This window comes from Vagococcus acidifermentans, from assembly GCF_003987655.1.
GTDB classification, from domain to species: Bacteria; Bacillota; Bacilli; order Lactobacillales; family Vagococcaceae; genus Vagococcus_B; species Vagococcus_B acidifermentans.
The window spans coordinates 161,291-175,631 of sequence record NZ_NGKC01000004.1 but is presented as its reverse complement, the minus strand read 5'-3'; the positions used below and the strand labels follow the sequence as shown (position 1 = coordinate 175,631).

14 protein-coding genes are annotated in these 14,341 nt (G+C 43.7%); 2 read left to right on the top strand and 12 right to left on the bottom strand.

The window, feature by feature from the left end:
- Positions 1-177: 177 nt before the first annotated feature.
- The 8 genes from CBF27_RS05425 to CBF27_RS05390 all read right to left on the bottom strand — a co-directional run bounded on the left by CBF27_RS05425 (position 178) and on the right by CBF27_RS05390 (position 10,216).
- Entirely contained in the window at positions 178-1,650 is a 1,473-nt protein-coding gene (locus tag CBF27_RS05425) for a PASTA domain-containing protein (protein WP_126813168.1), read from the bottom strand.
- Entirely contained in the window at positions 1,643-2,317 is a 675-nt protein-coding gene (locus CBF27_RS05420) for an ABC transporter ATP-binding protein (RefSeq protein WP_126813166.1), read from the bottom strand. Before CBF27_RS05420 ends, CBF27_RS05425 begins: the two co-directional genes overlap by 8 nt.
- A 12-nt stretch (positions 2,318-2,329) precedes the next feature.
- Positions 2,330-3,895 carry an ABC transporter permease gene (locus CBF27_RS05415; protein WP_126813163.1) on the bottom strand — a complete coding sequence of 522 codons (1,566 nt, stop codon included), beginning with the start codon at positions 3,893-3,895 and terminating at the stop codon, positions 2,330-2,332.
- A gap of 394 nt (positions 3,896-4,289) precedes the next feature.
- Complete coding sequence (locus CBF27_RS05410; protein ID WP_126813161.1) at positions 4,290-4,478, bottom strand: P-loop NTPase family protein; 189 nt, start codon at positions 4,476-4,478, stop codon at positions 4,290-4,292.
- A gap of 317 nt (positions 4,479-4,795) precedes the next feature.
- Positions 4,796-5,173 carry a RidA family protein gene (locus CBF27_RS05405; protein ID WP_126813159.1) on the bottom strand — a complete coding sequence of 126 codons (378 nt, stop codon included), beginning with the start codon at positions 5,171-5,173 and terminating at the stop codon, positions 4,796-4,798.
- Between the two features lie 23 nt (positions 5,174-5,196).
- On the bottom strand, positions 5,197-7,287 hold the full coding sequence (gene glyS / locus CBF27_RS05400; protein ID WP_126813157.1) for a glycine--tRNA ligase subunit beta: 2,091 nt from the start codon (positions 7,285-7,287) through the stop codon (positions 5,197-5,199).
- Complete coding sequence (gene glyQ / locus CBF27_RS05395; RefSeq protein WP_126813218.1) at positions 7,288-8,187, bottom strand: glycine--tRNA ligase subunit alpha; 900 nt, start codon at positions 8,185-8,187, stop codon at positions 7,288-7,290.
- A gap of 280 nt (positions 8,188-8,467) precedes the next feature.
- Positions 8,468-10,216, bottom strand: coding sequence for a glycoside hydrolase family 35 protein (locus CBF27_RS05390; RefSeq protein WP_126813155.1), 1,749 nt, complete (start codon positions 10,214-10,216; stop codon positions 8,468-8,470).
- 120 nt (positions 10,217-10,336) lie between these two features.
- Here CBF27_RS05390 and CBF27_RS05385 point away from each other — a divergent pair, with 120 nt between their 5' ends.
- Positions 10,337-11,179, top strand: a complete 843-nt coding sequence (locus tag CBF27_RS05385; protein WP_126813153.1) for an AraC family ligand binding domain-containing protein — start codon at positions 10,337-10,339, stop codon at positions 11,177-11,179.
- A gap of 101 nt (positions 11,180-11,280) precedes the next feature.
- Positions 11,281-11,697 (top strand): hypothetical protein, encoded by a 417-nt coding sequence (locus tag CBF27_RS05380; protein ID WP_126813151.1) that lies wholly within the window; start codon positions 11,281-11,283, stop codon positions 11,695-11,697.
- Positions 11,698-11,716: 19 nt separating this feature from the next.
- On the opposite strand, the gene recO is transcribed toward CBF27_RS05380, so the two are convergent.
- Genes recO through ybeY form a run of 4 tightly spaced genes read right to left on the bottom strand, consistent with a single transcriptional unit; the run spans position 11,717 to position 14,341 of the window.
- Complete coding sequence (gene recO / locus CBF27_RS05375) at positions 11,717-12,511, bottom strand: DNA repair protein RecO (RefSeq protein WP_126813149.1); 795 nt, start codon at positions 12,509-12,511, stop codon at positions 11,717-11,719.
- Positions 12,512-12,562: 51 nt separating this feature from the next.
- Positions 12,563-13,468 (bottom strand): GTPase Era, encoded by a 906-nt coding sequence (gene era / locus CBF27_RS05370; protein ID WP_126813147.1) that lies wholly within the window; start codon positions 13,466-13,468, stop codon positions 12,563-12,565.
- Positions 13,469-13,491: 23 nt separating this feature from the next.
- Positions 13,492-13,884 carry a diacylglycerol kinase family protein gene (locus CBF27_RS05365; protein ID WP_281273658.1) on the bottom strand — a complete coding sequence of 131 codons (393 nt, stop codon included), beginning with the start codon at positions 13,882-13,884 and terminating at the stop codon, positions 13,492-13,494.
- Positions 13,868-14,341, bottom strand: a complete 474-nt coding sequence (gene ybeY, locus CBF27_RS05360) for an rRNA maturation RNase YbeY (RefSeq protein ID WP_126813143.1) — start codon at positions 14,339-14,341, stop codon at positions 13,868-13,870. The genes CBF27_RS05365 and ybeY overlap by 17 nt, the downstream gene beginning before the upstream one ends.

Genomic DNA, 14,341 nt, shown 5'->3' with positions numbered 1-14,341 from the left:
CTCAACCAGGGCGACTAATTTATACACACTTATACATTTAACATTATAACATGTTCTGTGAAATTTTCAATTTTTTTCTCTCGCTTTTCATTCAAAATTCGACAGAAAAATAAAAAATTCTCTGATTCACATTCATCTGCGGCTCTGTGAATCAGAGAATTTGTGTCAGACTGTCATTTATTGCTGAAAATCAGTTTCCTGACTGCTGCTGGTGTTCCCTGAAGGCAGCCCGGCATGACTCCCGTTGCTGATGGCAAACGTAATATGCGTATCAAGATAAATATATTGATTGTAAACACTCATATTGACGATTGCCCCCCGCTCCTGGCTGGAATCAACATAGTAAACAGAAAATGTCACATTTGCTCCTTTGGAATTGAAATTGTCATAAATTAGTTTCGGAATGTCTCCTTCCAGCTGGCCTATGTACGAACGGATATAAGGCTGTCCCTCTGAATACACCACTTTGACTAATTTATTATCTTTGTCAGTCAATTTTTTCCCGGCTTCGACAGACTGGGAAATCAGCTGGCCATACGCCACCGAATCGGAAAACACATTTTTAACGTGCACCGTCAGCCCTTCAACTGCGGTTGCGGCATCGGCGCTGTTCATTTCTGCAAAATTGGGCACAATAACTGCTTTGCCAAGAGAAACAGTAACTGTCATTTTATCACGTTTGGCAATTTTCTCGTCTTTCTTGATGCCTTGCGCCAGAATCATTCCTGCTTCTACTTTGTCAGAGTCCTGTTCTTCATACGTCATCTCGATTTCATTCTTTTTTGCCCACGTTTCGACTTCTGTTTTGGCTTTTTCGACGAAGTCAGGAACGGAAATATTCTTCTCAAAAACCTCCTTGCCTTTTGAGTAGTAAAGGTTGGCATTATCCTGACGACGGTATTTTTCAGCAGACACTTCTTTGTTGGCTATATCCAGGCGGATAAATTTTCCTTTTTCGATTTGGTCATTGTACTCGCCGATCAGCGTCAGATTTTCTGCTTTGTGTTTGGCAATCCAGTCTTCCGCCTGAGATTGTGTCATTTTGGAAAAATCCGGCAAGGGCAGCTGTTCGTCTGGGTCCGCCCCGTTACTGATGGTGAACGTAATTGTCGTTCCTTTCTTGACCTTTTTTCCTGCGGGGACAGACTGTTTCAGCACATCATTGACCTCTCCTTTGACTGAATAGGCTTGCTTGATGTCCAGAGTCATGCTGTTTGCTGCCGCCCACTGACGGGCTTCGCTCGCTTGTTTCTTCACGAAATCCGGCATATCGACCCGGGTTGCAGCAAAATAAACCGCATAAACCACGATTAGCCCGAAAGCAATGCCGGCTGTTATCAGCAGCTGTTTTTTGCGTTTCTTTTTTTGATAGTCCGGGTCTATTTCAATGACTTCCTCACGCGAGTCTGTTTCGTTGGACGCATGTTGATTTGCCGCTGCTTCACCAATATCGTCCGGCAGTTCAGTCTCCAAAGCCTCGGCAGCAGGTTGCTTATTGGCTGCTTCCCTGCAGTGTGTGCTTTGAGCCTTTGCGGCAATTGACGGGTTATTATCCGGCGCTTTTTCAGCAGTTTCAGAGGATGGTTTCTTCTTTTTCTCAACAGTCTCTTTGTAATTTTTTTTGTCAAAATTAGAAAGAAAATCACTCATACGCTGTTAAAACTCCTTTCCGGAGCAAGTAGGTCTTGTCGGATTGCTGCGCTATCTCGTTGGAGTGAGTGACGACGATCACACACTTATTGTGCTGATGGGCCAGATTTTTAAAGATGTCTACAATTTCTTGTTCCATATCTTCATCCAGATTTCCTGTTGGTTCATCAGCTAAAATCACATCCACATTGGTTGCCAATGCCCGGGCAATCGCCACCCGCTGCTGCTCGCCGCCGGATAATTGATTGACCATGCGGTTGGCTTTCGATTCAACAATTCCAATGTAATCCAGCAAATTGTACGCGACAGATTTAGGATCATCCGGTAATTTGTTCTCAGTGATAGCCATAGGTACCAGAACATTTTCAACGGCAGTCAAATACGGCACCAAGTTATACTGCTGGAAAACAATGCTGATATCGTTCCGGCGAAAAGTTTCGTAACCGATGTCTTTGATATTTTTGTTTTCAAACAGCACGTCGCCTTTCTGCGGGGCATCTAGTCCGCTAATCAGCGAAAGAAAAGTCGTTTTCCCGGAACCGGACTGCCCTAAAATAGTGTAGAAAGTCCCTTTGTCGAACGAAACAGTGGTATTTTTCAAAATATAACGCTGGCGTTCACCGTCTTGATAATAGTAATCTACGTTTTTTACGTCAATGATTGACATGTCTTTTCCTCCCTACATCATGATTTTCTTTGGATTCAACCGCACTATGTAGATTAGCGGAACAATGGTCGACATCAATATGACGCCCAGGCCGACTATATAAAACAACACAATATAAGAAGGTGACAGACTAATCTTATATGACGCTATTACATCCTCTTCACCATAAGTGACTGTAGAAATCTGGGACAGTGTGTAATAGTCATCTGCAGGAGATGTATTGCTGGCTGCTTCCGATTTTTGTGTTTGAATCAATGTATTTGAAGTGCTTTTTGCCAGCAGATTGCCGGTGAATACGGATATCGTGATGGCCGCAACGGCAATCAGCATCACTTCAGCGACGATTTGACCAATCACTTTGCCGCGTTTTTCCCCTAAAGACAAATAAATGCCAAGTTCGGGACGCCGGTCGCGGAGAAATAAAACAACGACGAGCGTGATAATCATGATGGATGCAAGAACCGCGATAACTAGCACCATTTTAGCAATTTTCGACATGCCTTTCATTGGTCCTGCGATGCTGTCGTATTGATCCGTCGAGACAAGTATTTTGTAATATTGATTGTCGAGCACTGCCTGCGCTTCCTTTCTGAAAGCTTCAGCATCTTCCGGACGTTTCAGCATATAAACAGGGGTGCCGATATTCATCTCATCACTGGTATAAAAAGAGATAATCTCATCTTTGGACATGTTTGTCCCGTCTTTGTTAAACATTTCATAGTGATGCGGATTTTTATCAAAATCACGCTGGAAGTACTCCTTGCCATAGTTGGACACCTGTTTATTAGGCAGATAGATTGTATTCAATTTCTCTTCCATCTCGGTTTCAGCATCCATGCCGAACATCTCTCTTTTTTTCCGGTCTGTTTCTTTGCTGGTTTTTTCAACTTTGTTAACGTCAAACAATCCGATGATTTCTAGTGGAAAGTCAAACGTGCTTTTGTCTTCCGGCTCACCGCCTTCATTGTATGAAACAATTTGGGAATCTATGACCACTTTATCGCCGATAGCTAAACTGTTCTCTTTTGCGAACGATGTCGAAACCACTGCAACTGCTTTGCCGTCCGATACTTCCTGGTCGGAAAAGACTCTCCCGTCAGCCAAGGAAATCTTTTTTGTTTTTATGTCCAATAACGGTGCATAGTTAACCCCTTGAAAAGACACATAGTTCTCCATGTACGACATACCAGATATCATGCTGTCATCATTGGCTCTGTTTACTTTCACGCGTTTTATTTTTTCGGTCTGGGCAATGTTTCTGTGATTGTAATCATAATACTTTACATAGGCCAATTGACTGATTTTCTCTAACGTTTTGACAGAGGGATCTTTGATTTCTTCACTTGGAAACTCACCGTTATGTTCATTAGCATATTTTTCCAGTTTGTCTTGGTCAATCGTCACAGTCGCTGTTGCCCCGATTTTTTTCTTGATGTCTTCCTCCACGTTGTCAGTTCCCTGGTCGATGGCTATTGCCCCGGCGATTACATTCCCCAAAATAAAAATCACCGCAAATAAAATCAATGACTTGCCTTTTCGTCTGGTAACACTCAGTAATGCTCTTTTGAAAAAATTCATCCGCTTATATCCCTCCGTTTTTCCTGAAAATAATCCCTCGCTTTTTCATAAAACATACCTTTTCGTTTGTTTTTTAATTGTATCTTAGTTGAATTGAATTAGCTATCTTTTTTTTGCGGTTGCAGCAGATTATGACGAGTGCAACATATCCGGATTACATTGTGACGCTTTATCACCGATTTCTTTGACTGATTTAACAATGGTGTGCAGACAACCTTGATACATGCAAACGTAATTGTTTTTCCGAAAGTATTCTTTATCAATACTTAAACGTCTGGCGGGAAAATGTCTATGACTTCTGTCTTTTTTATTGAATTTATTTTCTTTGAAACGTTATTTAACGAGTAACTATAAACCGCTGCAACAAAAAAAGCCTTGTGGAAGGCTTTTTTTGTTACAATTCATAAATCATGTCTACATAATCCAATATCTCATCTTTGATATAATGCGAAATCATGGTAACGGTCAGCTGATTATCCATAAATATTTTTTCTTCGATATCAAGCGCATTTTCTTTATCCAAACTCGACGTGCCTTCATCAACCAATAGTATATTCTTTTGATGATAAAAAGCTCGTGCCAAACACAGCCGCTGCTGCTGCCGTCGATCCTGCGCTCATAAAGAAATATAACACAAACTGCAAATAAGTTAATTTTTCACTGTAAATTAGTTTGCTGATCGTCAGTTCGATCATCTCGCTTTCTTTGTTTCTTTTACTATGGGGATATATAAGTTCATTTTACGCTTCTTATTTGTTGCTGTTAACAAATTGCCGGAAACAACTCTTTTAATTCTGTCTGATAGAGATTATTACGCCATTGTTTGTTAAAAATAAAAACGAACAAACAAAAATCCTTGTTTGTCCGTTTAATGATTATTGTTACTTTAGCAACTGATAGTTAGTTTACCTCTGCTATCAGTTCCACTTCGACCAGCACATCTTTCGGCAAGCGGGATACTTCAACACATGAGCGTGCGGGCAGTACATCACCAAAGTATGCGGCATATACTTCATTGAACTCGGCAAAATCATCCATATTCGCTATAAAGCAGGTTGTTTTGACGATACTATCAAAATTGCCGTTAATCGTTTCAAGAACGCCCGCGATGTTTTTCATAACCTGATGGGTCTGCTCCTTAATGGTGGTGCCTGTTACGTCGCCGGTTGCCGGGTCAATCGGGATTTGTCCGGAAGAAAATAGCAGGTTGCCGCTGATATTTCCTTGAACATAAGGACCGATTGCTGCCGGTGCTTTTGCTGTTTCAATTTTTTTCATCTTGTCATTACCCCTTCACTGATTTATTTTACGATTAATCGGTCCAGACTTGCGAAGGACAGTGCCATGCGTGTAATCTTTGCGAGCTGTTTCAACCGATTTCTCCGTACAGCTATATCATCCACCATAACCATGGTATTGTCAAAATAATCTTCAATCAACGGTCTCAAATTTTTCAACGCATCATATGTTTCTTTTAATGTTTTGTCGGAAAAATGATTTTCCAAATCTTCGACAGCGTCGTAAAGTGCCTGTTCTGATTCATTTTCAAACAAAGATGAATCAATCTCAATCTCGCCCCCACGATTGAACAAAAGCTCTTCTTCTTTAAGAGCCAAGTTGATGACACGTGTCAGTGCTTCAATACTCGATTTGAAGTCTGATGCATTCGCATTGTTTTTGAGGATTTCTGACGCTTTCATCATCTGATACAAATCATCTTGGGACGACTCCGTCACGGCTTCAATGATGTCATGGCGCACAGACTGGCTGCTGAACCACTGCTTCATCCGATTTTTAAAGAAGCTTTGGACGGCTGTATCGTTATCGGATAATTGCAGACCAAAGAGATCAACATCTTGATTGATAAGCTGTTTGACGTCTGACTCGACTCTTGCTACCGGGAACCGCCACTGTTTGTCATTGATAATCCGGATGATGCCGTATGTCTGACGGCGCAGGGCGTACGGATCGTTTGAGCCGGTCGGTTCCAGTCCGACAGCGAAAAAGGTCATCAGCGTATCCATTTTATCTGCAACCGCCAAGACGGCTCCGATGTTGCTTTCCGGCAATGCGCTGTCGCTGGATGACGGCAGATAATGTTCGCGGATCGCTTGTGCTACCGTCGGTTTTTCGCCTTGAAGCAGCGCATATTTTTCGCCCATAATGCCTTGCAGTTCCGGAAACTCGCCAACCATATTAGTGACTAAATCAAACTTGTAAATGGCAGAAGCCCGTTCCAGATCTGCCAGTTCTTCAGAGTTCAACCCTTCTTTTCTGGCGATCATTTGAGCAATGGCGCTCACACGCTGCATTTTTTCATACATCGTTCCGATTTTTTCATGAAACGTGACTGTTTTCAATTTTTCAACACATGCGTCAATCGTCAGCTGCTGGTCTTCTTCATAAAAGAATGCCGCATCTTCAAGTCTGGCGACCAGCACTTTTTCATTACCTTTAATGACATTTTCAAGATGGCGGTCATCGCCGTTTCTGACGGAAATAAAGTAAGGCAGCAGCCGTCCGGAAGCATCACGCACGTCAAAGTAGCGTTGATGTTCTTTCATGGACGTAACCAGCACCTCATCCGGAATTGACAAATAGCTGTCCGAGAAACTGCCGATGAAAGCTGTCGGGTACTCGACGAGATTTGTGACTTCTTCCAGTAAATTGTCGTCCAACTCAATCTGCCAATCGTTTTCCCGGGAAAAATCGTCGATTTGCGATACAATCATTTGTTTGCGTTCTTCTGCGTCTACGATGACCCAGTCATCTTTCAAGTTTTGTTCATACGTGCGGGGAGAAGAAACAACTACCTTGCCGCCGAGAAAACGATGTCCTCTGGATTCGTTGGATGCTGTGACGTCTAAAATAGTCATCGGGACAATCTCTTCATCCCAAAGAGCAACGAGCCAGTGAATTGGCCGGATATAGCTGAAATCATAATCAGCCCAGCGCATTGAAATCGGGAAAGTCAAATGCATGATGACATCGCTCAGTTCAGGCAAGAGCGTCAATGTGTCTTTACCGGGAGTGAATTTATTAATAAAGACATACTCGACACCTTTTACCTCTTCAAAGAAAATATCCTCTGTGGAACCGCCTTGCCCGCGAACAAATCCTTCAGCAGCTTTTGACCAGTTACCATCAGCGTCACAGGCAATTTTTTTAGCTGGGCCTTTGACTTTTTCAGACACGTCCGGCTGTTTTTCAGCTAATTGATTGACTCGAAAAGCCAGTCTGCGGGGCGTTGAAAACATCTCGATTGACTGAAAAGAAAGACTGTGGCTGTCAAAAAAAGCTGTGACCTTTTTTTCCAGCTGTGCCGCAGTCGGCGTCACCAAATGAGCAGGGATTTCTTCCAATCCGACTTCTACTAACAAATCTTTTGCCATTTATTCTTCCTCCTGACGTGTGTCTTTTAATAAAGGGTAACCCAGTTTCTTCCGTTCAGCCACAAATGCCTTGGCCAGTTGCCGTGCCATCTTGCGGATTCTGGCGAGATAGCCCGCCCTCTCTGTCACTGAAACAGCACCTCTGGCATCCAAAAGGTTGAACGTGTGGCTGCACTTCAGCACATAATCATAGGCCGGATGCACCAGACCTTGTGCAATGCAGTGTGTGGCTTCTTTTTCATATTCATTAAAGAAATGCAGCAGCATCTCCTGATTACTTTCTTCAAATGAATATTTGGAATGCTCATACTCCGGCTGAAGAAAAATTTCGCCGTATTTAACACCATGCGTCCATTCCAACTCATAAACACTCTCAACTTCCTGGATGTACGAAGCAAGGCGTTCGATACCGTACGTCAGCTCTGCTGTGACCGGCTTGCACTCCAGGCCTCCTACTTGCTGGAAGTAAGTAAATTGCGTGATTTCCATGCCGTCTAACCAGACTTCCCAGCCCAATCCGGCACATCCCATGGAAGGATTTTCCCAGTTGTCTTCAACAAAGCGGATATCGTGTGCTAATGGATCAATGCCCAGCAATGTCAAGCTTTCCAAATACATCTCTTGAATATTGAGCGGCGACGGCTTCATCACCACCTGAAACTGATGGTGCTGATACAGCCGGTTGGGATTCTCGCCGTAGCGTCCGTCAGCCGGCCGTCTTGACGGCTCGACATACGCCGCATTCCACGGCTCAGGTCCGATCGCCCTCAAAAAGGTGTAAGGGCTCATAGTGCCGGCACCTTTTTCCGTATCATATGCCTGCATCAGCATGCACCCATTTTGCGACCAGTATTTTTGAAGAGTCAATATCATTTCTTGCACTGTTAATTTTTGTCCCACTTTTCTTTCCTCCTTGTATGCTAAATAAAAAATCCCTGCGTCTAACACATTGGCTAGACGCAGGGACGATAATTCGCGGTTCCACCCTACTTCCGATATAATCGGCAACTTCATTCGCTGTGCTCCCAAGTGCCTGTTTCAAAAACTGCCAGTACCCGGTTCCCACCATCCCAGGCTCTCTTGAACGACCTATTTTTTACTTTGCTTGTTCTGCGCACATTTATTTGATTACTATTCATAATAAGAGATGGTTTTGAGAATGTCAACCATTTCTTATCATTCAGCCGAGATTTGGTGTATCAGTCAGAGTAACATGCGGCGAAACGACACCCTCCGTCTCAAAGATAATCAGTTCGTTTTCCCCTTTTCTCAGCAGCGGTGCCGGGATATAGAGACTCTGCTGCGGTCCGACAGACCAGAATCTGCCGATGTTGAATCCGTTAATTACGACAAAGCCTTTGCCCCATCCTGTCATGTTAATGAAAGTGTCGCCGACTTCATCAAGCGTGCAAATCACTTTATAAAAAGCCGGGACTCCTTCCTCATACGGTTTTGAAAAATCCAGCTGCTGCAGATTGGTCATTGGCAGCGAATAAATATCCCATCCGGTATGCAGGGCGCCGTTGATAAGTACACCGTCACTAATCCCCTTCTTTTGATGCAGCATTTTAGCAGAATAATTGACTCGTCCCATGTTTTCGACTAGTATGCCCAGCTGACTGTCCGATGCCGCGAGCGTCAACGTCAGTTTTTCACCAATTTCCTGATCTAACTGTGTGGCAAGATGTTTCCCGTTGACAAAAATCTGTGCCCGGTCCATACAATTCAACAATCTGAAATCTTCGATGACGCCCGCTTTGTCGATTTCAGTTTTATAGTAAATATAACCTGTCCCTTGATTCAAACATTCCATGCTGACAGGCGACACAGAAGTTACCTTGCTGCTGATGTCCTCAAGCGATTCAAACAAAGATACTTTTTCCGATACAAACTGGCGATCATAGGATTTATACACAATATCAGTCACCAAATCCATCTCCGGCAAGTCTGTGTATTGACCGATGACTTTGCGGAAGGCCTCGTATTTTGGTGTGAGTTCGCCCCATTCCGTTACCAGTGCATCATAATCATAGCTGGTCACGTCCGGAGTCAGCTTGTCATAGTAATTTGAGCCGTTCATAAAACCGAAATTAGTGCCGCCGTGAAACATGTAAATATTGACCGAACCCTCTGACAAAATTGCATCAAGTTCATTTGCCGCCTCTGTAACAGACGTTTGATGATGTTTACTGTCTTCCCACGCATCAAACCAGCCTATCCAGAATTCCATTACCATTAGCGGTTTCTTTCGTCCATGAAATTGTTTCAAACGTTTAAAATGCTGTTTGACGTCAGAACCGCAATTAATCGTTGCCAGTGCACGATCAGGAAGCGACCCGTTTTCCAGCATATCGCCCCACGGTCCGTCGGAAGTGACCAGCGGTACTGTCACGCCTCTGTCAATCATCATGTCTGCCAAACTGTTTAAATAGTGCAAGTCGTTGCTGTAACTGCCGTATTCATTTTCAATTTGCATCATAATAACAGGCCCGCCAGCAGTCAACTGCAAATCACCTATCTCTTTAAATAAACGGTCAAAATAGTTGCCGACCTTTTGCATAAACAGCGGACATGACTGGCGTATTGTCAATTCCGGATATTGCAGCAACCAATATGGCAACCCGCCAAATTCCCATTCGGCACAAATATACGGTGAAGGACGCAAAATCACGAATAAGTCCAACTCGCCGGCTATTTTAACGAATGATCGAATATCAAGTATACCGGTGAAATCAAAAGCACCTTCTTGCGGTTCGTGCATGTTCCACGGGATGTAAGTTTCGACCGTATTGCAGCCGAGCATCTTTAATTTTTGCAAACGGTCGTGCCAATATTCCGGCACAACTCTAAAATAATGGATTGCCCCGGAAATAATTTTAAACGGGTAGCCATTGAGATAAAAATCATCTGTGATTTCAAATTGTTTCATACAGCGCAACTCCCTCACTTGTATTTTTTAGTTATTACCATGATTATAACTGTTGCTGTCTGAAATAGTTTGGTATGATAAACTAAATTATATGAGAAATCGAAACAAAGGAGACCTCCCATGCCGATATACTATCATCTGTCTTCTGAACGACTGCCGTTGTCAATCGAAAGCATCGGCAATCACTGGCATCAGGAAAAAGTTCGCCGCTCTAACGGCTACCCGTACTATCACTGGCTGCAGACGGAAACCGGCAGCGGAACCGTAGTCAGCAAGCAGCAGACTATCCGTTTAAAAGAAAATCAGGGAATGTTGATTCCACCTTTTACACCGCACGTTTATTTTCCGGATACGGCCAAACACTGGCATACCTGTTTTGTCACATTCAATGGCACACTGGCAGAGAGCATTCACCTGATTGTTGGCGATGCAGATCATATCACGGCTGAAAACCAGACGTCCTTTTCATTTTCACATTGGATTGAACACTATGTCGCGCTGTTTGACACAAATACGCCGGTTGACCCTGATGCTCTTTCCGTTGATTGTTTCCGCTTTTTGTCACAGCTGGCCGCATTGTCGGGATATGGTGTACAAAATGCCGAAAAACATCCGCTCTTTACAGCCTACGTTGAACCGGCATTAGCATATATTGCGGACAATTACGCGCATGATATCGCCGTGTCATCTCTTGCTAAGCGTCTATTTGTCTCTCCTCAGTATTTGACAAGGCTGTTCAACCGCTTTTTAGGTCTTTCCACCAGCCGTTATTTAGTGCAATACCGCTTAAAAAAGCCAAAGAGTTGCTGGTCAATCACCCGTATCTGGATATCAAAACTATTGCGTTCCGGACGGGATTTAACGATGTCAGCCATTTCGTTGCAACTTTCCGGCGCGAAACCGGCTATACTCCGCTGTCTTTTAAAAAACTGTATAACAATCAGTAGCTGCTTACCTGAATAAAATTATTTTGAAGCCAATAAAAATATTTTTGTGATTTAAGGTTGTTATCAGCTGACCGGAAATATGCTAAAATTTAAAGTAGTTTACAAAGGAGGTTCGTTATGGCAATATCACAAAATGAACTTTTTGTGTTCATCAGGTCTGACGACGTGTATCGGCATCAGCTCAAATTGCTGATAAAAAAATACAAGTTAAAAATCATTCCTTCTGCTTACCACTTTGTTTCGAGCTATACAAACACTCTGGCGCATTTCAAGATTGAAGACATCACCGAATTAAAACAGTCGTTCCGCAAGTTCGCACCTTTTTTCGACAGCTATATCGACGCCTTTGCAACAAGTCCGACCATGGAGGAATCCAGCCTGCTCCTTATCTTTTTTTACGGCTTGACCATGGCTGACAATTATACGTTCGACATGTTCGAACAATTTCTGCTCGCCAATCATATCACCTTGCTTGACAGCCGCTCGCTGTACCATTCCCTGCAGCGTCTGTATAAACAACACATGAAGCATTAAAAAATATGCCTGAAGCCTCTTAATCACGGCTGTCAGGCATATTGTTTTTGTTTTTCAATGTATCTTCCCAAGATTTCATATCGTCGATAAATTTTTTACTCTTCAAGTGGAGCCCGACATATTCGTCATAAAGCTCGTCGATTACATGCCGAATCAGTTGCTTGGTCGACTCCTTCATAGTGATTTGATTGATCTGCTCGTATGAAATCTGCGAAAACATCCTTAAAAAATGAATGGCTTTCGGGTCGGCATGAAGCCGGTGGTCATCTTTGTAAATATGCTGCTCGCACAACAAGCCGTTATACGCCGGTGAAAAATCAAATTTTCCCTGCGTCTCGCCGCAAATACGGCAGCCGCTCCAGTCGATTGCGACACCGAAACGGTTTAGCAATTGAATCTCAAAAATATTCGTGATGATTTCCGGGTCAATCTGATTGTTCAAAGCTGTCAAAGCCTGTTTGGTGAAGCCGTAGAGCGCCGGGTCATACACACGGTCTTCAATCGCAGCGTCTACCAGATTCAGCATATACGTAGCATAAGCGCTGATAAAAATATCCTGCTGTATCACTTGAAACCCTTCGATGTGTTTGACCGCATTTAAAAAAGACAAGCCGTCATCCCTGATGTCGCCGATATACACAGCTTTTGTAAAAGGCATCAAAGCTGGCGTCAGCGGATTATTGGGACGCATCGCCCGTTTGACGAAAAACATCCGCTTGCCGTATGATTCTGTAAAAATTTTCACCAGTTTATCTTTTTCCCGGTGCGTTCTGGCAAACAAGACCAGTCCCTCTGTTTCATGAACATGTTTCATCGGCACTCACCCCCCGTCCCCAAGAACTAAAAAACATGGAATGAATCCATGCTAATAGTCTGTTTTTCGATAGCCGAAGTTTTGCAAATTGCTTTGTTTGTCCCGCCAGTTTTTCTGAACTTTGACCCACAATTCCAAATAAACTTTGTTGCCTAACAAATGTTCGATGTCCCGGCGTGCTTTTGTCCCGATGTTTTTGAGCATTTTACCGCCTTTGCCGATGATGATTCCTTTCTGGCTGTCCCGCTCCACGACGATTGTCGCTTGCACGTGAATCTTGTCATAGGCATCCTTCTCCATGTTTTCCGTAATGACTGCTACCGAATGGGGCACCTCCTGCTCCGTCAGCTCCAGAATCTTCTCTCTAATCAGCTCGGCAACAATAAAATATTCCGGGTGATCGGTGATTTGGTCCTTCGGATAGTACTGCGGTCCTTCCGGCAAATAGCTGCTGATCACTGACAAGAGATGTGCCACATTATTGCCTTCAGTGGCGGAAATAGGAATAATTTCCGCAAATGACATCTGCGTCCGGTAATCATCAATGATCGCCAGCAGATCATCCGGATGACGCTGGTCAATTTTATTGATAACCAAAAAAACAGGCGTCTGCTGCTGGCGGATTTTTTCAATGATGAAATCATCACCAGCGCCGCGCGGCTGGTCTGCACTGACCATAAATAATATGACATCGACTTCTCTAAGAGCACTGTATGCAGCTTCCACCATGAAGTCGCCGAGTTTTGTTTTCGGCTTGTGTATCCCGGGCGTGTCAATAAAGACGATTTGTTCCTCTTCTGTTGTGTAAACGCCTTGGATTTTATTGCGCGTCGTTTGCGCTTTATCGCTCATAATCGCAATTTTCTGAGCCACGATGCGATTTAAAAGTGTCGATTTACCAACATTCGGCCGGCCGATGATTGCTGCAAAGCCCGACTTGAAAGCTTGTGTGTCCATAAGTTTCTGGTTCCTCCATCTGGTTATTTCCATAAATGCATGACTTTCGGCAGAAAAATGATGCCGCCGACGACAAGGGCGAATACCGCCGATATCAGCACCGCCGTTGCTGCCATGTCCTTGACTTTTTTGCCAAGCGGGTGGTACGTACAGCCGGTTGCCAAATCCACCATATTTTCAAGGGACGTGTTGATGACCTCGATAATGATGACAACAAAGATTGCCAGCGCAATCCAGAGCCACTCTGATGCTGTCAGCTTAAACAGCAAACCGGCAATCACTGCACAAACACCTGCTAAAACGTGTACTTTCATGTTGCGTTCTTCTTTAAACACTGTTACAAAACCCTGAAAGGCATGGTAAAACGAGGCATGGAGTGTTTTGTTTTTTTCGATACGTTTATCTTTTGAGTCCATATGCATCCAAAATCTTTCTTTGCAGTCCGAACATTTCTTTTTCCTCTTCTTCGGTCATATGGTCGTAGCCGTTGAGATGTAAAAATCCGTGAACAGCGAGAAAGCCCAGTTCCCGTTCAAAACTATGTCCATATTCCTCTGCCTGTTCGGCCGCCCGCTCCAGTGAAATGATGATGTCGCCCAACTCCCGCGGCAAATTAGCCACTGTCTCCATCAGTAAAGGCAGTTCATCTGCTCCTTCATCTTCTATCGCAAAACTAATCACATCGGTCGGGGCGTCTTTTTGCCGATAGTCTTTGTTGATTTGCTGAATTTCCTGATTCATTACAAAACTTACAGACATCTCAGCCGTTTCTTCAATGCCCAGCGTGTCTGCAGCAAACTGCAGCAAACGGTCGACCTCATCCAGCTGGCCGGTGGTCAAACGTTCTGTTTTATCAATCAAACTAATCTCCAA